Raw genomic sequence first — 18,810 nt, 5'->3', positions numbered from 1 at the left:
TGCTAACGTCCTTCTCTCCAGATTCGCTTCGGCGTCGCCCTGACCTAGGGGGCGGTGCTGGTGCGTCGATTTCTGCGAACGAACCGCTCGGGCCAGACCGAGACCGAATGATGGAGCCGGACGATCATGCAGACAGCCCTGACACCCCCGCCCCTCGTCCTGCTGCCGATCTCCGGCAGCTCCGTCGGGTTTCCGGTGCGCCGGGTCTATTGTGTCGGCCGCAACTATGCGGCCCACGCCCGCGAGATGGGTCACGACCCGGACCGTGAGGCGCCCTTCTTCTTTCAGAAAAACGCCGACAATCTTCTGCCGCCGGGCGAGGATTTTCCCTATCCGACGCGCTCTTCCGACGTTCATCACGAGGTTGAGCTGGTCGTCGCCATGCGCACCGGGGGCGCGGACATTCCCGTCGAGCAGGCCGCCGATCACATCTTCGGTTATGCCGTCGGCATCGACTTCACCCGCCGGGATCTGCAGGCGGAAGCCAAGAAGGCCGGCAAGCCGTGGACGGCCGCCAAGGCGTTCGAGCATTCCGCGCCGGTTTCCGCGATCGTCCCCGTCACCGCGATCGGTCATCCCGCAAGCGGCAATATATGGCTCAAAGTCAATGGCGAACTGCGCCAACAGGGCGACCTCGACCAGATGATCTGGAAGGTGCCCGAGATCATCGCCGAGCTTTCCCGCCTCTTCACTCTCGCACCGGGCGACATCATCATGACCGGAACGCCGTCAGGTGTGGGTGCCGTCACGCAAGGCGATGTCGTAGCCTGCGGCATCGACGGGATCGGCGCGATCTCCGTCAACATCGTTTGATAAACGGAAGGGCGAAGATCACCGCCTTCGATCAAAGGACGCAGCCGCCATGCCGCTTTACGCTCTAGGACCCCTCAGACCGCAGACGCCGACCGAAGGCAGCTACTGGGTGGCGCCGGACGCAACCATCATCGGGCAGGTTGAGCTCGGCGAGGACGTCGGCATCTGGTTCGGCGCGACGCTGCGCGGCGACAACGAGCCGATCCGCATCGGCGCGCGCACGAACATCCAGGAGGCCGTCATCATCCATGTCGATCCCGGTCACCCGGTTTCCATAGGCGAAGGCTGCACCATCGGTCACCGGGCGATCGTTCACGGCTGCACCATCGGCGACAATTCGCTGATCGGCATGGGAGCGACGATATTGAATGGTGCGAAGATCGGCCGCAATTGCCTCGTCGGCGCCAACGCGCTGGTCACCGAGGGGAAGGAATTCCCCGACAATTCTCTCATTGTCGGCGCCCCGGCCAAGGTGGTGCGGACCCTCGATGACGCCGCCGTCGAGGGATTGAGGCGTTCGGCCGAACATTATGTGAAGAATTGGCAGCGTTACGCCGCCCAGCTTACGCTGCTGGATTGATACGCGGCCTCACGCGCAGCTCTTGCAGTGTCCGCGGATCTCGATCGTCGTCTTCTCGGTCTTGAACTCCTGCGCGCGCACGAGCGTGGAAAGCCGATCCTCGATCACCTCGTCATGAAACTCGGTCACCTGGCCGCAGCCTTCGCAGATGGTGAAGGCTGTGACGCCGTGGTCGTGCTCGTGTTCATGCGGGCAGCTGCAGGCCACGAAAGCGTTGAGGCTCTCCAGCCGATGAACCAGCCCGTATTCGAGCAGCTTGTCGAGCGCGCGATAGACCTGCAGCGGCGCGCGAAAGCCATTGTCGCGCAGCTTGTCGAGAATGGTGTAAGCGCTCATCGGACCGTCCGAATGGGCAAGCGCCCCCATCACCAGCGACTGGTTCTTGGTCAATTGGGGCGTAACCATCAGTGATGTCCTCCATCCGAAGTATGCGGGGCGCTCGCGATCCGGCGGCCGACCGGCAGCAGACTCAGCACGAAAAGGACCAGCGCGGCAACCACGATAGACGGTCCCGACGGCGTATCCCAGTGAAGCGAGCCGAAAAGCCCGCCGGCGACGGCGACCGCGCCGATCAGCGAGGCGTAGACAGCCATGACTTCCGGAGACGAGGCGAAGCGACGGGCGGTTGCCGCCGGTATGATCAGCAGCGAGGTGATCAGCAGGATACCGACGATCTTCATGGCGATCGCAATCACCAGAGCCATCAGCAGCATGAAGAAGAACCGCGCCCTCTCGGGCTCGAGGCCTTCCGCTTCGGCCAGTTCCGGATTGACGGTCGATGCGAGCAACGGCCGCCAGAGATAGACCAGCGCGAAGATCACCAGAATGCCACCGCCCCACACGATGTCGATATCGGCGCGGGACACCGCGAGGATGTCGCCGAAGAGGAAGCCGACGAGGTCGATCCGGACCCAGGTCATGAAGGCGACGATGACGAGGCCGATCGACAGCGCCGAGTGCGAGAGAATGCCGAGCAGCGCATCGGTCGAAAGCGCGCCGCGCTTCTGCAGGAAGAGAAGCAGCACCGAGACGGCGGAAGCGACGATAAACACGCTTACCATGAGGTTGAGGTCCATGAGCAGCGAGAGCGCCACCCCCAACAGCGCCGAATGTGCCATCGTATCGCCGAAATAGGCCATGCGCCGCCAGATGACGAAGCAACCGAGCGGCCCGGCGACCATGGCGATGCCAATTCCGGCGACGAGCGCGCGAATGAAGAAATCGTCAAGCATCGCGCTTCTCCGTCCCGTAACCCTGGAGCCGCGCGTGATGGCCGCAGCCGCAGTCCGGATCGTGATCATGAATGTTGTCGGCCTCTTCGTCATGATGATGGCCGTCGTCCGGGAAGCAGCTTTCGGTGATGCTGCCGTCGGCATGCAGCACCCGCCCGTCCGGGAGGTGCGTATGGTCGTGGTGATGACTGTAAACCGCAAGCGCGCCGGCGGCCCGGCGGCCGAAGAGTTTGAGATATTCCGGACTCTGGCTCACCACCTGCGGCGTTCCGCGACAGCAGACATGGCCGTTGAGGCAGACGACCGTATCGGTTTCCGCCATGACGATATGGAGATCGTGGGAAATGAGCAGGATACCGCAGCCGGTGCGGTTGCGGATCTGCTTGATCAATTCGTAGAGGGCTATCTCCCCGGAAAAATCGACTCCCTGCACCGGCTCGTCCAGGACCAGCAGGTCGGGTTTGCGGGCGATCGCGCGGGCAAGCAGCGCCCGCTGGAACTCGCCACCCGAAAGGTGCTGCACCTCGGCCTTCGCCATGTGCAGCATGCCCGTCGCTGCGAGCGACTCCTCGATCTCTCGCCCCTTGAGCGGGCCCGTCAGCGTCATCAGCCGCTCCACCGTCAGCGGCAGCGTCCAGTCGACGGCAAGCTTCTGCGGCACATAGCCGACCTTCAGCCCTGCGAGCCGGTCGACGTGTCCCTCATCCGGTTTGAGAACCCCGATCGCCGTCTTCGCCGTCGTCGATTTTCCAGACCCGTTCGGCCCTATGAGGGTGACGATCTCGCCGCGGCTGATCGAAAAATCGACGCCGCGCACCAGCCATCTGCCGTTTCGCCGCACTCCGGCATTGGCGAGGCTGACCAAAGCCGTCGTTTCTGGTGATCGGAAGTTCAGCATCAAAAAGTTCCGGCTGGTGGTTGCCACTGGCTATCGCACACGTTATAGCATAACGCAATTGATGTAATAACATAACCATGCCGTTTCAAGCAACGCCCGGCCATAAACGCCGGCTGCAGCAACCGGACAATTCGGAGAAACCGATGAATTCGACGACTGCCCTCCTGTTCGCCTCAACGCTTCTCCTTGCCTCCCCCGCATTTGCGGAGGCGCCCAATGTGGTCGTCTCGATCAAGCCGGTCCATTCGCTGGTCGCCTCGATCATGCAGGGCGTCGGCGAACCCTCGCTCATCGTCGAGGGCGGTGCCTCCCCTCATACCTACACCATGAAGCCGTCGAACGCCGCGGCACTGCAGGCGGCAAAGGTCGTGTTCTGGGTCGGACCGGGCCTTGAGGCTTTCCTCGACAAGCCGCTTGATACGCTCGGCACAGGAGCCCAGGTGGTCGAACTCGGCGAGGCTCCCGGGCTGGAGAAGCTGAAGTTCCGCGAGGGCGGCGCCTTCGAGGGGCATGATCACGGTGAAGAGGGGCACGGCGGCGAAGCCGGCCACGAAGAACACGGCCATGCCCATGCCGGCGAAGCGGACGGTGGCGAGCATGCCGACAAGCATGACGGTCACGATCACGCCGAAGGCGAATTCGACATGCATATGTGGCTCGATCCGATGAACGCCAAGGCCATGGCGACTGAGATCGAGAAGACTTTGGCCGCGGCCGATCCGTCCAACGCCGCCACCTACAAGGCCAATCTGGAGAGGTTCAACGAGCGGATCGACTCTCTCGACAAGGGTCTCGCCGAGACGGTGGCCGCAATCAAGGACAAGCCTTTCGTCGTCTTCCACGATGCCTATCAGTATTTCGAGAACCGCTATAAGGTGCGCGTCGCCGGTTCGATCACCGTCAGCCCGGAAGTGCTGCCCGGCGCGGAACGGCTCTCCGAGATCCGCGCGAAGATCAAGGAATTGGGCGCGACTTGCGTCTTCGCCGAGCCGCAGTTCGAGCCGAAGCTCGTCAGTGTCGTCATCGAAGGCACGCCGGCGAAATCCGGAACGCTCGATCCGGAAGCCGGCACCCTCGACGCCGGACCGGATCTTTACTTCCAGATGATGGAAAACATCGGCGTCTCGCTGAAGGAATGCCTTTCTTCGGCGAGCTAAGGCCTGTTGAGATTCGGGCCACCGCCGCCGCTTGTTTGATCGCCTCATCCCTGTCCTCGTCACAGGGATGAGGGAAAAATCGGGTTCCTTAAAAAGGAACACGCAAGGTCAATAGGCCGATGCGAGGCCTGCGATCACGCCCGTTGCGAGGCTGATCAGCAGAAAGTCATTGTCGACGCGCACCCATTGCTGGCCCCGCGGCGGCGGCCGCAACTTGTAGCGGCGGTAGTCGCGGACATAGGCCATGTGGCGCCGCTCGGACGGGCTCAGCCTGTGGCCGCGCGCCCAGCGGTGCTTTTTGACGATCACGCGCTTTTCGACATGCTTCTCGACGTGTCGGTCGACGCGTTTCTCGACATGACGATCGACGTGCCTGTGGCGATTACGATCATGCGCCTGCGCAAGCTCGAAGGAGCCGGCCGGCTGAGCAAGCGCCATCGGAGTGGCGAGGAACGAGCTGGCGACGAGCGCGATCAGAAGGCGTTTCATGAGGTTTTCCTTTCGTTATTACCCCCCGAAACTAAGCCTCCCTTCCTGAACCGAATATGAAGCCTGACATTACAAATAAGTAATGATTACCGATGCTTATAAGAGTTCTCTCATAAACTTCCCGCATTTCAAACGCTAAGCGCCTGGTAGCGGAAACGGTCGAAATCGGCAGGCATCGCGCAACCCGAGATGTCGAAAGCGAAGATGCCGGCGAACGCCCCCGTGAAGGAACCGTGCTCGCCGCGCCCACCTTCGTCCGAAATCACGCCGGCGTCGAGCACCGGCCCGATGGTCAGCCATTGTGCCTGGTCCGCCCTCCGCCAAAAGAACTGGAGATCGTTGTCTCTCACCTCCATGGCGAGTTGAATTGGACCGTCGGGTACGGCGATGCCGCTGCCGACCGGATAAGTCAACCGCCCGTTCGGAAAATCGCCCGGACAGGAGAGTACGGTGAGGGTACGTCCGAGGATTTCGTGCCGTGTGACGCCAAGGGCATGGAACTTGTGCCGGTTATAATAATGCGTGAGACCCGCGACCTGCTGATAGGTGTCAGGAGCGAAATCGACGACGGCTTCCGCGCGGAAGGAATGATGTTCCTGCCGCCGCGCCACCAGCGCCTGCTCGAACCAACTGCCGATGCTCTCGCGGCCGAAGAGCCGGAGATGCCCGGTCCGGGCGGTTAACGAGAATATCCGCTCCGGGATCGGGGTGCGCAGCCACTGGAACTCCGGCGGAAGCACCTGCTCGTCGAAGTCCGTTTCAAAAAGGACACGCTCAGCGACGGTTCCTGCAGCTCCCGGCGCGGGCACGGTCACCTCGGGAACCGGGCCGCCATTTTCGAGATAAAGCCATCCGTCCTCCCGCCAGACGCATTTCTGCAGCGCAGTCTCGCGGCCGAGCGTGCAGCGTCGCTGCGGCGGCAGCGGCCGGCCGCAAAGATGCGTATGATAGGCTTGGCCGTCCGGCGTCTCGACATATTGCCCGTGCCCCGCGCGTTGGAGAGCCGCCTCCGGGTGATCCTTGGATGTGATGAGATGAACATTCGGGTGCATCTCGTAAGGTCCGTCGATCGTGCGGGACCGCGCCATGCCCACGGCGTGGTCGTAACCTGTTCCTCCCTCGGCGACCGTCAGGTAATACCAACCGTCGCGTCTGAAGAGATGCGGCCCTTCGACGAGGCCGAGCGGACTGCCGGCGAAGATGTTCTTCGCCGGGCCTACGAGCTTGCGGGTCCGCTCGTCCCATTCCTGCAGGAGGATACCGTCGAAAGCGGGGCTTTTGGGCGAGCCGCCGAAGCTTTCGGAGCGGTGGTTCCACTTCATGTTGAGAAACCATTTGCGGCCATCGTCGTCATGGAAGAGCGACGGATCGAATCCCGACGAATTGACATAGACCGGATCGGACCAGGTGGCCTCGACCGCTTCCGCAGTCACGATGTAGTTGTGGGCATCCTTGAAGTTGCCGTCCAGGCGTTTGACGTCGGTATAGACGAGCCAGAACAGCCCGTCGCAATAGGACAGGCACGGAGCCCATACGCCGCAACTGTCGGGATTGCCGCGCATGTCGAGCTGACTTGCGCGTTCGAGCGGACGGCGCACGAGTCGCCAGTTCACGAGATCGCGCGAATGGTGAATCTGCACGCCGGGGTACCATTCGAATGTCGAGGTCGCGATGTAATAGTCTTCGCCGACCCGACAGATGGACGGGTCCGGATTGAAACCGGGCAGGATCGGGTTCCGGATCGTCGCGTTCATCTCTTGCATCTCCCTCTTCGCGGTGCCGCATCCAGCCCCAAGCTCACCGTCTTTTCAAGACCTTTCGCGCAGCGTTCCGACACCGGCATCCGGCAGATTGCCACCTGTCGAATCGCCTGAAATCCCCTGCGCGGGCTTCATTTTCCACGAAAGCTGCGGCGGAACATCGGCTGCAAGCGCGCCTGCGTGCCTAAGTTTTGATCATTCGCCGGTGGACCGTATTCGACTTTCGTCTGAGACCCCGCCCCTATCCCGGAAAATCGGCCATCGCACTTGAAAGCAGGCTTGAAATGGGCACTCTGCCTGTGCTTGGCAAAAAAACAAAAACCATTGCGGGGAGGAACTCGATGAAACCGTTACTCGGCTTCAGCCGATTGATCGACGCCATTACCGAAAAGGTCGGCAAGGCGGTCTCTTGGCTTATTCTGGTGGCCGTGCTCGTGAGCGCCGGCAACGCCGTCATCCGAAAAGTGTTCAACATGTCGTCCAATGCATGGTTGGAGGCGCAGTGGTATCTCTTCGGCGCGGCCTTCATGTTCGCCGCCGCCTACACGCTGAGCCAGAACGAGCACATCCGCATCGACGTCGTCTACGGAATGTTCTCGCGCCGTGTACAGCACTGGATCGACCTCTTCGGACACGTCTTCTTCCTGATGCCCTTCGTGCTTCTCATGCTCTATTACCTCGTGCCCTACGTACGGATGTCCTATGTCTCGGGCGAACTTTCCTCGAGCGCCGGCGGGCTCATCCTATGGCCGGCGAAAGCGATCCTGCTGATCGGCTTCGTTCTTCTCGCCCTGCAGGGCGTATCCGAAATCATCAAGAAGATCGCGATCATGACCGGAAACATGGACGATCCGACGCCTTACGTTCCGGCTCATGCACCGCTCGATGACACGGTATCGCCGGAGGCCCGCTCATGATCGAGTTCGTCGCTGAAAACCTGGCGCCGATCATGTTCGTGTCGCTGATCGTGTTCCTGCTGCTCGGATATCCGGTCGCCTTCTCGCTTGCCGCCAACGGTCTCCTCTTCTTCATCATCGGCGTCGAACTCGCGCCCTTGTCGGATTCCATCAATCTTTCCTGGCCCCTGCTCAACGCATTGCCGGAACGGTTCTGGGGGGTCATGTCGAACGACACGCTCCTCGCCATTCCCTTCTTCACCTTCATGGGCATAGTGCTCGAACGATCGGGCATGGCCGAGGATCTTCTCGACACGATCGGCCAGCTCTTCGGTCCCGTACGCGGGGGGCTCGCCTATGCTGTCATCTTCGTGGGCGCGCTTCTTGCGGCCACCACCGGCGTCGTTGCGGCTTCGGTGATCGCCATGGGCCTGATCTCGCTGCCGATCATGCTGCGCTACGGCTATGACCGCCGCATCGCCACCGGCGTCATTGCGGCGTCGGGCACGCTCGCGCAGATCATCCCGCCGTCGCTGGTGCTGATCGTTCTCGCGGACCAGCTCGGCCGCTCGGTCGGCGACATGTATGCGGGCGCTCTCATCCCCGGCCTCGTCCTGACCAGCCTGTACATGGGCTACATCGTGCTCATGACCTTCGTGAAGCGGGACTCCATGCCGGCATTGCCTTTGGAAGCGCGCACCCTCGGATCCGGCGTCACCTCGCTCGCGGTCGCATTGGTGGTCGCCGCAGCCATAGCCTATGCGGCCCATTTGTACCTTTCGCCGACACAAGGGGAAAACGCTGACATCCTCGGCGCGACGGTCGGCATCATCGTCATATATGTGGCCGCCATCGCCGACAGAGCGCTCAAGATCAACGCGCTTTCGCGTCTGGCCCAGCAGGTGATCATCGTGCTGATCCCGCCGCTGGCCCTGATCTTCCTGGTTCTCGGCACCATATTCCTCGGCATCGCCACCCCGACCGAAGGCGGAGCCATGGGAGCCGTCGGCGCCCTTGTCATGGCTGCGGCCAAGGGCCGGCTGAACATGGAGGTCGTCCGCGCCGCGCTCGCCTCCACGACACGGCTCTCCGCCTTCGTGCTGTTCATCCTGATCGGCGCCCGGGTCTTTTCGCTCACCTTCTACGGCGTCAACGGACACCTCTGGGTGGAACATCTGCTGACCGCGCTCCCGGGCGGCGAGATCGGTTTCCTGATCGCCGTCAACGTGCTCGTCTTCTTTCTGGCGTTCTTCCTCGATTTCTTCGAGCTCGCTTTCATCATCGTGCCGCTGCTCGCACCGGCGGCCGACAAGCTGGGCATCGATCTGATCTGGTTCGGCGTGCTGCTCGGCATCAACATGCAGACGAGCTTCATGCATCCGCCCTTCGGTTTCGCACTCTTCTACCTGCGCTCCGTCGCAGCCCGGGTGCCCTATCTCGACAAGGTGACCGGCAAGAAGATGGAGCCGGTGACGACGGGGCAGATCTATTGGGGCGCAGTGCCTTTCGTCGGCATACAGATCATCATGATTGCGCTCACACTCATGTTCCCGCAGATGGTGCTGCATTACAAAGGCAGCGGCACCGGCGTCGATCCGTCGACGATAAAGATCGAAGTTCCGGGCTTCGGCAACGGCGGAGGCGGCCTGACCTTGCCCGACAACGGCGGCGGCCTCGGTCTTCCCGGCGGCTTGCAGCTGCCAAGCGGCAGCCCGCTTGACGGGGCTGGCCAGCAGCCGGCCCAACCGAATACGGCGCCTCAGCAGAACAACCCGGCCCCCGATCTCAGCGCACCGCCGTCGTTCAACTGAAGTGCGCTCCACAAGCAGGCCGACGGCTTACCGTCGGCCGATGCAAGAAGCCACCCGACAGCGGCCGGGTGGCTTCTTGCATCATCCCATTTGGAAGGACGGATCAATCGGCAGCGAATTGCCGCGGGCTGAGCCTCAGAGCGGCTGCGCGGCGATGGCCTTCGAGCCGTTCTGTAGCGCTCTGCCGTACAGCGGCAGGAGCGACCGCGGCAACGCCGCGTTCATCCAACCATTGATGCGTGCAGATTTTGACGTAGGAGCCGACCCAGAGCCCACCCGTATACCGGCCAGCGGCCATGGTCGGAAGGGTGTGATTGGTGCCGCAGCATTTGTCGGAGTAAACCACGCTGGCCAGTTCGCCGATGAAGAGTGAACCGTAGTTGCGGAGCTTCTTGGCGGTGGCCTGCGGATCCCGGGTGTGAACCTGAAGATGCTCGGCTGCGATGTAGTCTGAATAGGCGATCATCGCTGCTTCGTCTTCGCAGACGGTGATCTCCCCATAATCCTTCCAGGCTACCGACGCGACATCGGCAGTCGAGAGGTCCTGCAACTGCCTTTCGACTTCGACCAGGGTAGCTTCCGCGAGCTTGCGGTCGGTCGTGATCAGACCGACGCGGGTGCGAACATCGTGTTCTGCCTGCGCAAGGAGGTCGGTGGCGATCATAGCAGCATTGCCGGTTTCGTCGGCGACGATGAAGATTTCGCTCGGGCCGGCAAGCTGGTCGATGCCGACTTGACCAAACACCTGGCGCTTGGCTTCGTTGACGAATGCGTTGCCGGGGCCAACGATTTTGTCGACCGCCGGGATTGACTCGGTGCCTGATGCCATTGCCGCGATTGCCTGGGCTCCGCCTACACGGAAGATGCGATCGGCACCTGACAGATGGCAGCCCGCGATCATGGCGGGGTGTGCGTTTGGCGGGAGGCAGGCGATTACCTGGTCGCAGCCGGCGACCTTAGCCGGTACGATGGTCATGACCGGCGCCGACAGGAGAGGATACCGACCGCCAGGCACGTAGCACCCCACGACTTCGATCGGGATGACGCGGTGGCCGAGGTGCAGACCCGGCAGTGTCTCGATTTCAAGCGGGAGGATGGTCTTGAGCTGAGCTTCGGCAAAGGCGCGGACGTTCGCGATGGCGAATTCGGTGTCTTCGCGGGTCTGCGGATCGAGTTCCGCTACGGCCTTCAGCCTCTCTTCTTCGCTTACTTCGAATTTTTCAAGCTCCACTTTATCGAAGGCTGCGGAGTATTCGCGAACAGCGGCGTCACCACGCTCACGCACATTTGCGATGATATCCTTGACCGTCTTCTCGACCGGAGCCGTGTCGGAGACTGCGTCACGGGTGGGCTTCTTGATCTGGATGAACCTGTCATTCAATGCGGCGAGACGCGATGTCATTAAAATCTCCTGTGTGCGGTGGTGTCTCAGCATCGTGGAACCGCGGCAGACGGGCAATTGCCCGCAAACCACCCGTTCAGTATTCTCACCACTTTGCGCGCCCAGCGATCTCAGGACGTAGGAAGCGCGCGCCGGGGGTGTCATGCTGGGGCGAACCGATCAGATCAAGGAATCGACGAATGCCGAAAATCGGAAGCAAACTTCGTGAACTGCGCCGGAGGCGAGACTTGGGTGTCAGAGAACTGGCTGCGCGGTCGGGCATTTCACATTCTACGATCTCATTGATCGAGCGAGACCGAATGAGCCCGTCGATCGACACTCTCGGCGCGGTCCTCGACGCCCTGGGCACGACGTTGCCCGGTTTCTTTTCCGACCTGCAATCGAGTCTTCCATATACGCCGTTCTATTCCTCGGCCGACCTCATCGAGATTGGAAAGGCTGACACAATTTCCTATCGCGTCATTGGTCTGGACCATCCGAACAGGCAGATGCTTATGCTCCATGAGCGTTACGCGCCCGGCGCAGATACCGGAGAGGAATTCACCCATGCGGCACAGGAGGCCGGCATGGTTCTGTCCGGAGCCGTCGAGGTGACGGTGGGCAATCAGAAGCGTATCTTGGGCGCGGGTGACGGCTACTATTTCGATAGTCGGCTTCCGCATCGATTCCGCAACGTCCACGATGGCCCGAGCGAAATAGTGAGCGCGATCACGCCGCCGACCTATTGACGCAGGCGTCACTCGATCCGAGTGGTGAGAATAGTGACCAGAGCGGTTAGTGCCCTTCCCAAACCCCTGAAAACTGCTTTGTATCGTGCAGTCGAAAACACTAATGGGGAGGGCTCGATGAAAATCCTTAAAGCTGCTGTCATTGCCTCTAGCGTCCTGATGACGAGCGTCGTCGGTGCGCAATCACGCGACCTGACGGTCGTATCCTGGGGTGGGAATTTCCAGGACGCGCAAAGAAAAATCTTCTTCGAGACATTCGGGAAGGAAACTGGAAAGCCCGTTCTCGATGAAAGCTGGGAGGGCGGATACGGCGTGTTGCAGGCCAAGGTGAAGGCCGGCGTGCCGAACTGGGATGTCGTCGAAGTCGAAGCCGAAGAGTTGGCTCTTGGTTGCGCCGACGGCATCTACGAAAAGATCGACTGGCAGAAGATGGGCGGGAAGGAGGCGTATCTCCCGGCGGCCGTCAGCGACTGCGGTGTCGGCAATATCGTCTGGTCGACCGGCCTGTCCTACGATGGTGACAAGCTGGCGGAAGGTCCGAAGACCTGGGCCGATTTCTGGGACACGAAGAAATTCCCGGGTAAACGCGGCCTGCGCAAGGGACCCAAATATGCGCTTGAGTTCGCCTTGATGGCAGATGGCGTCCCCGCGGACCAGGTTTACGACGTTCTGAGCGGCGAAGGCGGCGTTGATCGCGCATTCAAGAAACTAGACGAACTGAAGGCGGATATCATCTGGTGGGACGCTGGGGCACAACCACTCCAGCTGCTATCTTCCGGCCAGGTCGTTATGACGTCCGCATATAACGGCCGCATCAGCGGGATCAATCGTAGCGAGGGCAAGAAGTTCGGTTTCGTTTTCCCCGGCAGCGTCTATGCAATCGACAGCTGGGTAATCCTGAAGGATAGCCCGAACAAGGACGCCGGCATGGACTTCATCGCCTACGCGAGCAAGGCTGAAAATCAGGCGAAGCTTCCGGAGTATATCGCATACGGGCTTCCGAATCTTGGTGCGACCAAGCTCGTCCCGGAACAGTTCCAGAAGGAGCTGCCGACGACGGAAGAGAACCTGAATGGTGCCGTCGCTCTCGACGTAGACTTCTGGACAGACAACTCGGAAGAGCTCACCCAGCGCTTCAACGCCTGGCTGGCTCAATAGGCGATCGTCGCAGTTAATTTACCGCCGCTCTGTTGCCCCGATCCATGGGGCAACATAACCCTTTGATCGTTTGGGGGGTGGCCCTCCTCCATTTTGCGTAGGTGACGATGGGCAACGCATTCATTCACTTTGACAAAGTCAGCAAAGCGTTCGGCGCCATGACCGTCGTCGATAAACTGGACCTGGCTATCGAGAAGGGCGAGTTTGTCAGCATGCTCGGGCCATCCGGTTCAGGCAAGACTACACTTCTGATGATGTTGGCAGGCTTCGAGGCCCCCACCAGCGGGTCAATTTCCGTCAGGGGTAAGCGGGTCGATGCACTGCCGCCCCATAGACGGAACATGGGCGTGGTTTTCCAGAATTACGCTCTGTTCCCCCCTGTGACAGTTGCGGAGAATGTAGCGTTTCCGCTCAAGATGCGTCGGGTATCCCGCGGTGAAATCGCCGATCGCGTCGGCAAGGCTCTCGATATGGTCCAACTCGGGGCGTTCCACGACAGGCGGCCGATCCAGCTGTCGGGCGGTCAGCAGCAGCGTGTAGCGCTGGCGCGAGCGCTCGTCTTCGAACCTGAAGTGGTCCTCATGGACGAACCGCTCGGGGCGCTGGACAAAAAGCTTCGCGAGCAGATGCAGATGGACATTCGCGATATCCATCATCGATTGGGTCTGACCATTGTTTTCGTGACACATGATCAGGCCGAAGCGCTGACGATGTCGGACAGAATCGCCATTTTCAATCACGGAAAGATCGAGCAGATCGGCACGCCTTCCGAAATTTATGACCGTCCGACGACGCAATTCGTCGCCGAATTCATTGGCGAAACCAACTTGCTCAGCGGCAAAGTGACGACGTCCGAAAACGGTTTGCTGGGTATTGCGGTCGATGGCGGCCAGCAACTCCAGGTCGCGTCAGCCGCAAAGCACGAACCGGGCAAGCACGTGAAAGTCTCGGTCCGGCCCGAGCGCATCGAACTCGGTTCTTCCGACGGGTCGAGGAATGAATTGAAGGTCAGGGTGTCTGACGTGGTCTATCGCGGTGACCACCTGCAGGTCGTCGTCGAGGCGGCAAACGGGTCTCTCGTCATCAAGTCTACAAGGAAAGCAACCACGCCTCGGATCGGTGATGAGGCGGTCGCCTCGTTCTCACCCGAACAATGCTGGATCGTCGCATGAAGCAACGCTCCCGGTTCCTGCAGCATGCCAAATCGTTCGTCCTGATTGCGCCCTTGGCGCTATTCCTTCTGTTCTTTTTCGTCGTCCCTTTGGGAACCATGATGAAGACTGCCGTTTCCGATCCCGTCGCGTCTCGCGCGCTACCTACCGTAGCTGCTGCCCTCGACGGATGGGACCGCTCGAGCGCTCCGCCGGTGGAGGCGCAGAGAGCGCTGGTCGTAGACATTCACGGAATACAGGACGACGAATTGTTTGGTGACCTCGTTCGCCGGCTGAACAGCGCGAAGTCGGGTTTTCGAACATTGATGAGCAAGACCAGGACGGCCGTTGCCGATGACCCTAGCCTCGGTGACCTCACCTCCGTCGATCGGCGATGGAACGACCCGGCATTCTGGATTGCAGTGCAGGACGCCGCAAGCTCGCCTGTCACCGACCGAAATCTTCTTGCGGCTGTCGACCTGACGCGTGACAAGAATGGCAACGTGGTCGACGCGCCGGCCGGGACTTCGGCAAACCGCGAAACGCTGCTTCGCACCATCGTCATGGCGGGCATGGTGACCGTCTGCACCGTTTTGATCGGCTTGCCCTTCGCGATGGTGGCCGCCTCGACCACTGGCTGGAGGCGTCAACTCCTGCTTGGAGCGGTTCTGCTCCCGCTTTGGACATCGCTCCTCGTCAGAACGGCCGCCTGGTACATCATTCTGCAAGACAATGGTCTGATCAATATGACGCTCCAGGCAATCGGCCTGACGGACGGGCCATTGCCTTTGATATTCAATCGGTTAGGCGTCGTCATCGCCATGACCCATGTCCTGCTTCCCTTCATGGTATTGCCGATCTTCAGTGTTTTGATCGGCATTCCCAAGAACCTGATGCCAGCCGCGGCCTCACTTGGCGCGTCACCTTTCCGATCATTCCTTTCGGTGCTTCTGCCACTCAGCATGCGAGGCGTCGTGTCCGGATCGTTGCTCGTGTTCATGAGCGCCCTTGGGTACTACATCACACCTGCACTGATTGGCGGCGCAAAGGATCAGATGATCAGCGCCGTGATCGCCTACTATGCAACGGGCGCGGCCAACTGGGGCATGGCAGGCGCGCTCGGGATCGTTCTCCTGACCGCAACGATCATCCTTTACGTCGTCTACCTGCGGCTCTCATCCGAGGAGGCCAGGGCATGAGGACGCTTTCCCTGTCCAGGGCGATATTCGGCTCGGCCGTCGTCATCTTTCTCATGGCCCCGCTATTTGCGATCCTGCCGCTGGCCTTCACCGACAGCGTATTCCTCAACTATCCGATCCCTGATTTTTCGTTGAGGTGGTTCGATGAATTGTTCACTGCCGACGCCTGGCGGCGCTCGATTATCAACAGCCTGATCATCGGAGCAGGAACGACGGTGCTTGCCACCGTGCTGGGTACGGTCGCCTCGCTTGGGCTTCGCGGAAAATCCGTATCGCTCCTGTTCGGTTTTTTCCGCACGGTGTTCCTGCTTCCGATGGTGGTTCCAGCGGTGGTGCTGGGCGTCGGTATGCAGTTGATGTTCGCCCAGTATGGGCTCGCGAATACCTATCTGGGAGTGATCATAGCTCATACGGTGATCGCCATCCCGTTCGTGGTGGTGAACGTCACGGCCGCGCTACAGGGCATAGACCGTCGGCTTGAAAACGCTGCGGCCAGCCTCGGGGCATCGCCGGCGGTCGTTCTCAAGACGGTTACACTGCCTTTGGCCATGCCCGGAATCATTTCAGGAGCAGTCTTCGCGTTTGCGACCTCGCTGGATGAGGTGGTGCTGACGCTGTTCGTCGCGGGTCCCAACCAGAGAACCGTTGCACGGCAAATGTTCTCCACGATCCGCGAGAACATCAGCCCCGCCATTGCTGCCGCCGCATTCCTGTTCATCGTAGGCACCGTCCTGATTGCAGCCTTGGCTCACTTCGTTCGAAGGAAGCGGCAGGTCGCATGAGCTGGATCGGCGCACTTTCATAAAAGGCCACGACGCAAAGCCTGCACGCAAGCGCGCCGAAGGGGACCCGCGGCAATGTTCCGGTCCTCAAATGGCTTGATGGGAAGCAACTCACCTGCAGCTAGTCCCTTCTCCCCGTCAAACGGGGAGAAGGTCGCGGCAGCGGGATGAGGGGCAATTTCGAAAAAGTGCCCCTCAGCGCAGCGTCAGATCTTGCCGTTCCGCTGCTGGATCATCATGAAGGTGTCGTAGTTGTATTCCGCAATCTGTGCGTTGAGGAAATACTCCGCGCGGAAGGCTTTGATCGATTCCCAGATCTTCTTGAATGGCGCGTTCGACGCTTCCATTTCCGCGTAAACCTTGTTGGACTCGTCGAAGCAGGCCGACAGGATTTCCGGGCTGAACGGGCTCAGCTTCGCCCCCGCCGCGACGAGGCGCTTGATCGCGGACGGGTTGAGATAGTCGTACTTCTGCAGCATGTTCGCGTCGGTCGCCTGGCAGGCCGTCCGCAGGAGCGACTGATAAGCCTTCGGCAGGCCGTCGAAGGCTGCCTTGTTGAACATGGCATGCACGGTCGGACCGCCTTCCCACCAGCCGGGATAGTAGTAATAGGGCGCGACCTTGTAGAAACCGAGCTTCTCGTCGTCATAGGGACCGACCCATTCGGCCGCGTCGATCGTGCCTTTTTCGAGCGCCGGATAGATGTCGCCGCCGGCGAGCTGCTGCGGAACGACTCCGAGGCGTTCCATGACCTTGCCGGCGAACCCTCCGACGCGCATCTTCAGGCCCTTCATGTCGGCCACGGTCTTGATTTCCTTGCGGAACCAGCCGCCCATCTGAACGCCGGTATTGCCGCCCGGGAAGCCGACGAGGCCCTGGGTTCCCAGAAACTCGTTGAAGAGGTCGATGCCGCCGCCATGATAGTGCCAGGCGTTCATGCCGCGGGCATTGAGTGCGAAAGGCACGGCTGCGCCCAGCGCCCAGGTCGGATCCTTACCCCAGTAATAATAGGCTACCGTATGGCACGCTTCGACGGTCCCGGCAGCCGCCGCATCCGCTGCCTGCAGGCCCGGGACGATTTCGCCGGCGGCGAAGACCTGGATCTGAAAATTTCCGTCGGTAGCTTCGGACACGTATTTCGACAGCACTTCCGCGCCGCCATAGATCGTATCCAGCGATTTCGGGAAGGACGACGTCAAGCGCCAGGTGACCTTCGGATTGGTCTGCGCAACGGCCGGCGCAGCCAGCGTCGATGCAGCAGCCGCACCAAGGCCGCCGATGCTCGCATGTTTGATGAATGAACGGCGATCCATGGTTCCTCCCTGTTCCCGCCATGAGCAGTGCGACACGGATCGGCCGCGTCACTGCCCATCGAGCCCCCGTCCGCCCATCCGGGACGTCGCAAGGTCTCTTTCCTCCTCGTTAGTGCCGACAACGCCGAAGCCCGCGAAGGCTTTGCGCACCGCGGCACACGTGCACCATACATAATCGATAATGCATGTCCAGCGACCGTGTTGCGGCGTCTTCTTCGACTTTTGTATAAGACGTCGCAAGCGGTTGGAAATTGCCCAAAATCGAGGCAAATCAATGCATTCGAACCGATTCAGAGCTCGGCGGATCTGGCCCAGAGATTGACGTCGGCCTCGCGTGCGTAAAGGTCGATTTCGCTCAGTTCCTCTGATGTGAAAGCGTCGTTTTCCAGCGCCTTGACGCAATCGACGATCTGTGCGGAACGGCTGGCGCCGATCAGCGCCGAGGTGATGCGGCCGCCGCGCAGCACCCAGGCGAGTGCCATCTGAGCGAGCGTCTGGCCGCGCCGTTCGGCGATCGCGTTCAGCTTGCGGATATTGTCGATGATCCCCGGACGGATGAAATCCTTCTTGAGGAAGTGGTTCTGCGCGGCGCGGCTGTCCTCGGGAATGCCGCTCAGGTACTTCGTCGTCAGCATGCCCTGCGCGAGCGGCGAAAAGACGATCGAGCCGATGCCGAGCTCCTCCAGCGTGTCGACGAGGCCGTCATCCTCGACCCAACGGTTAAGCATCGAATAGCTCGGCTGGTGGATGAGACAGGGCGTGCCCATCTCCTTCAGGATCGCCGCCGCCTCGCGGGTACGCTGCGAGTTGTAGGAGGAAATGCCGACATAGAGCGCACGCCCCGAACGGACGATGTGATCGAGCGCACCGCAAGTCTCTTCGAGGGGCGTATCCGGATCGAAGCGATGGGAATAGAAGATGTCGACATAATCGAGCCCCATGCGTTTGAGGCTCTGGTCGCAAGAGGCGACAAGATATTTCCGGCTGCCCCACTCCCCATAGGGGCCGGGCCACATATCATAACCCGCCTTGGACGAGATGATGAGTTCGTCGCGGAGGCCGGCGAAATCTGTGCGCATGATCTCGCCGAAGGCGATTTCGGCAGAGCCGGGCGGCGGACCGTAATTATTCGCCAGATCGAAATGGGTGATGCCGAGGTCGAAGGCCGTGCGGCACATGTCCACCTTGCGGTCGTGCGGCGTGTCGCCACCGAAATTGTGCCATAGGCCGAGCGAAATCGCCGGGAGCTTCAAGCCGCTCCGGCCGCAGCGATTGTACTTCATCTTCTCGTATCTGTTTTCCGCCGGTTGCCAGGCCATGACTCGTGTTCCTCGTTCGCTTCGGTGGCGTTGAATACCCCTCCCCACAAAGGTCCTCAAGGGGCAGCAGCTCGATGAAGGGCCCCTTGATCCGCCTGCCGGCCCCTTCTCGCCATCAAAAT

At 60.9% G+C, this 18,810-nt stretch carries 18 protein-coding genes; 10 read left to right on the top strand and 8 right to left on the bottom strand.

What is annotated here, in order from left to right:
• Nucleotides 1–126 precede the first annotated feature (126 nt).
• The gene (locus tag CN933_RS03895) at nucleotides 127–813 is read left to right on the top strand and encodes a fumarylacetoacetate hydrolase family protein (RefSeq protein ID WP_102761302.1); all 687 of its coding nucleotides are present in this window, start codon (nucleotides 127–129) and stop codon (nucleotides 811–813) included.
• 49 nt (nucleotides 814–862) lie between these two features.
• Nucleotides 863–1,393, top strand: coding sequence for a gamma carbonic anhydrase family protein (locus tag CN933_RS03890; protein ID WP_018095203.1), 531 nt, complete (start codon nucleotides 863–865; stop codon nucleotides 1,391–1,393).
• A 9-nt stretch (nucleotides 1,394–1,402) separates the two neighbouring features.
• Here the strand turns inward: CN933_RS03890 and CN933_RS03885 are convergent, their stop codons facing one another.
• The 3 genes from CN933_RS03885 to CN933_RS03875 are packed head-to-tail and all read right to left on the bottom strand — an operon-like array spanning nucleotide 1,403 to nucleotide 3,523.
• Nucleotides 1,403–1,798 carry a Fur family transcriptional regulator gene (locus tag CN933_RS03885; RefSeq protein ID WP_003536852.1) on the bottom strand — a complete coding sequence of 132 codons (396 nt, stop codon included), beginning with the start codon at nucleotides 1,796–1,798 and terminating at the stop codon, nucleotides 1,403–1,405.
• A complete protein-coding gene (znuB, locus tag CN933_RS03880) occupies nucleotides 1,798–2,625 on the bottom strand; it encodes a zinc ABC transporter permease subunit ZnuB (protein WP_018095204.1) in 828 nt (275 codons plus the stop codon). The genes CN933_RS03885 and znuB overlap by 1 nt, the downstream gene beginning before the upstream one ends.
• Nucleotides 2,618–3,523 (bottom strand): metal ABC transporter ATP-binding protein, encoded by a 906-nt coding sequence (locus CN933_RS03875; protein WP_102761301.1) that lies wholly within the window; start codon nucleotides 3,521–3,523, stop codon nucleotides 2,618–2,620. Before CN933_RS03875 ends, znuB begins: the two co-directional genes overlap by 8 nt.
• A gap of 143 nt (nucleotides 3,524–3,666) precedes the next feature.
• Between CN933_RS03875 and znuA the strand changes: the two genes are divergently transcribed.
• Nucleotides 3,667–4,680, top strand: a complete 1,014-nt coding sequence (znuA, locus tag CN933_RS03870) for a zinc ABC transporter substrate-binding protein ZnuA (protein ID WP_018095206.1) — start codon at nucleotides 3,667–3,669, stop codon at nucleotides 4,678–4,680.
• A gap of 108 nt (nucleotides 4,681–4,788) precedes the next feature.
• Here znuA and CN933_RS03865 read toward each other — a convergent pair whose 3' ends face one another.
• Nucleotides 4,789–5,169 (bottom strand): RcnB family protein, encoded by a 381-nt coding sequence (locus CN933_RS03865; RefSeq protein ID WP_018095207.1) that lies wholly within the window; start codon nucleotides 5,167–5,169, stop codon nucleotides 4,789–4,791.
• A 128-nt stretch (nucleotides 5,170–5,297) separates the two neighbouring features.
• Nucleotides 5,298–6,923 carry a glycoside hydrolase family 43 protein gene (locus CN933_RS03860; protein WP_026168624.1) on the bottom strand — a complete coding sequence of 542 codons (1,626 nt, stop codon included), beginning with the start codon at nucleotides 6,921–6,923 and terminating at the stop codon, nucleotides 5,298–5,300.
• A gap of 347 nt (nucleotides 6,924–7,270) precedes the next feature.
• Here CN933_RS03860 and CN933_RS03855 point away from each other — a divergent pair, with 347 nt between their 5' ends.
• Nucleotides 7,271–7,846, top strand: coding sequence for a TRAP transporter small permease subunit (locus CN933_RS03855; protein ID WP_018095209.1), 576 nt, complete (start codon nucleotides 7,271–7,273; stop codon nucleotides 7,844–7,846).
• Nucleotides 7,843–9,636 carry a TRAP transporter large permease gene (locus tag CN933_RS03850; protein WP_018095210.1) on the top strand — a complete coding sequence of 598 codons (1,794 nt, stop codon included), beginning with the start codon at nucleotides 7,843–7,845 and terminating at the stop codon, nucleotides 9,634–9,636. The genes CN933_RS03855 and CN933_RS03850 overlap by 4 nt, the downstream gene beginning before the upstream one ends.
• Nucleotides 9,637–9,739: 103 nt before the next feature.
• Here the strand turns inward: CN933_RS03850 and hisD are convergent, their stop codons facing one another.
• A complete protein-coding gene (gene hisD, locus CN933_RS03845) occupies nucleotides 9,740–11,038 on the bottom strand; it encodes a histidinol dehydrogenase (protein WP_018095211.1) in 1,299 nt (432 codons plus the stop codon).
• Nucleotides 11,039–11,217: 179 nt separating this feature from the next.
• Between hisD and relB the strand changes: the two genes are divergently transcribed.
• The 5 genes from relB to CN933_RS03820 all read left to right on the top strand — a co-directional run bounded on the left by relB (nucleotide 11,218) and on the right by CN933_RS03820 (nucleotide 16,056).
• Complete coding sequence (gene relB / locus CN933_RS03840; RefSeq protein ID WP_018095212.1) at nucleotides 11,218–11,766, top strand: type II toxin-antitoxin system RelB family anti-toxin; 549 nt, start codon at nucleotides 11,218–11,220, stop codon at nucleotides 11,764–11,766.
• Nucleotides 11,767–11,883: 117 nt separating this feature from the next.
• The gene (locus tag CN933_RS03835; RefSeq protein WP_018095213.1) at nucleotides 11,884–12,924 is read left to right on the top strand and encodes an ABC transporter substrate-binding protein; all 1,041 of its coding nucleotides are present in this window, start codon (nucleotides 11,884–11,886) and stop codon (nucleotides 12,922–12,924) included.
• 107 nt (nucleotides 12,925–13,031) lie between these two features.
• Nucleotides 13,032–14,096, top strand: coding sequence for an ABC transporter ATP-binding protein (locus tag CN933_RS03830; protein ID WP_018095214.1), 1,065 nt, complete (start codon nucleotides 13,032–13,034; stop codon nucleotides 14,094–14,096).
• Entirely contained in the window at nucleotides 14,093–15,274 is a 1,182-nt protein-coding gene (locus tag CN933_RS03825) for an ABC transporter permease (protein WP_018095215.1), read from the top strand. Before CN933_RS03830 ends, CN933_RS03825 begins: the two co-directional genes overlap by 4 nt.
• Entirely contained in the window at nucleotides 15,271–16,056 is a 786-nt protein-coding gene (locus tag CN933_RS03820; protein ID WP_018095216.1) for an ABC transporter permease, read from the top strand. The genes CN933_RS03825 and CN933_RS03820 overlap by 4 nt, the downstream gene beginning before the upstream one ends.
• A 206-nt stretch (nucleotides 16,057–16,262) precedes the next feature.
• On the opposite strand, the gene CN933_RS03815 is transcribed toward CN933_RS03820, so the two are convergent.
• A complete protein-coding gene (locus CN933_RS03815) occupies nucleotides 16,263–17,369 on the bottom strand; it encodes a TRAP transporter substrate-binding protein (RefSeq protein WP_100673719.1) in 1,107 nt (368 codons plus the stop codon).
• 290 nt (nucleotides 17,370–17,659) lie between these two features.
• Nucleotides 17,660–18,688, bottom strand: a complete 1,029-nt coding sequence (gene mgrA / locus CN933_RS03810; RefSeq protein WP_018095218.1) for an L-glyceraldehyde 3-phosphate reductase — start codon at nucleotides 18,686–18,688, stop codon at nucleotides 17,660–17,662.
• Nucleotides 18,689–18,810 lie beyond the last annotated feature (122 nt).

It is taken from the genome of Sinorhizobium sp. M4_45 (genome assembly GCF_002885915.1).
Classification (GTDB): domain Bacteria; phylum Pseudomonadota; class Alphaproteobacteria; order Rhizobiales; family Rhizobiaceae; genus Sinorhizobium; species Sinorhizobium meliloti_A.
This window is presented reverse-complemented; position numbering and strand designations above follow the sequence as displayed.

What these genes read in the sequence shown, in the direction of transcription:
- CN933_RS03895 (WP_102761302.1), top strand. Translation starts at nt 127, where the DNA reads ATGCAGACAGCCCTGACACCCCCGCCCCTCGTCCTGCTGCCGATCTCC.
- CN933_RS03890 (WP_018095203.1), top strand. Translation starts at nt 863, where the DNA reads ATGCCGCTTTACGCTCTAGGACCCCTCAGACCGCAGACGCCGACCGAA.
- CN933_RS03885 (WP_003536852.1), bottom strand. Translation starts at nt 1,798, where the DNA reads ATGGTTACGCCCCAATTGACCAAGAACCAGTCGCTGGTGATGGGGGCG.
- znuB (WP_018095204.1), bottom strand. Translation starts at nt 2,625, where the DNA reads ATGCTTGACGATTTCTTCATTCGCGCGCTCGTCGCCGGAATTGGCATC.
- CN933_RS03875 (WP_102761301.1), bottom strand. Translation starts at nt 3,523, where the DNA reads ATGCTGAACTTCCGATCACCAGAAACGACGGCTTTGGTCAGCCTCGCC.
- znuA (WP_018095206.1), top strand. Translation starts at nt 3,667, where the DNA reads ATGAATTCGACGACTGCCCTCCTGTTCGCCTCAACGCTTCTCCTTGCC.
- CN933_RS03865 (WP_018095207.1), bottom strand. Translation starts at nt 5,169, where the DNA reads ATGAAACGCCTTCTGATCGCGCTCGTCGCCAGCTCGTTCCTCGCCACT.
- CN933_RS03860 (WP_026168624.1), bottom strand. Translation starts at nt 6,923, where the DNA reads ATGAACGCGACGATCCGGAACCCGATCCTGCCCGGTTTCAATCCGGAC.
- CN933_RS03855 (WP_018095209.1), top strand. Translation starts at nt 7,271, where the DNA reads ATGAAACCGTTACTCGGCTTCAGCCGATTGATCGACGCCATTACCGAA.
- CN933_RS03850 (WP_018095210.1), top strand. Translation starts at nt 7,843, where the DNA reads ATGATCGAGTTCGTCGCTGAAAACCTGGCGCCGATCATGTTCGTGTCG.
- hisD (WP_018095211.1), bottom strand. Translation starts at nt 11,038, where the DNA reads ATGACATCGCGTCTCGCCGCATTGAATGACAGGTTCATCCAGATCAAG.
- relB (WP_018095212.1), top strand. Translation starts at nt 11,218, where the DNA reads ATGCCGAAAATCGGAAGCAAACTTCGTGAACTGCGCCGGAGGCGAGAC.
- CN933_RS03835 (WP_018095213.1), top strand. Translation starts at nt 11,884, where the DNA reads ATGAAAATCCTTAAAGCTGCTGTCATTGCCTCTAGCGTCCTGATGACG.
- CN933_RS03830 (WP_018095214.1), top strand. Translation starts at nt 13,032, where the DNA reads ATGGGCAACGCATTCATTCACTTTGACAAAGTCAGCAAAGCGTTCGGC.
- CN933_RS03825 (WP_018095215.1), top strand. Translation starts at nt 14,093, where the DNA reads ATGAAGCAACGCTCCCGGTTCCTGCAGCATGCCAAATCGTTCGTCCTG.
- CN933_RS03820 (WP_018095216.1), top strand. Translation starts at nt 15,271, where the DNA reads ATGAGGACGCTTTCCCTGTCCAGGGCGATATTCGGCTCGGCCGTCGTC.
- CN933_RS03815 (WP_100673719.1), bottom strand. Translation starts at nt 17,369, where the DNA reads ATGGATCGCCGTTCATTCATCAAACATGCGAGCATCGGCGGCCTTGGT.
- mgrA (WP_018095218.1), bottom strand. Translation starts at nt 18,688, where the DNA reads ATGGCCTGGCAACCGGCGGAAAACAGATACGAGAAGATGAAGTACAAT.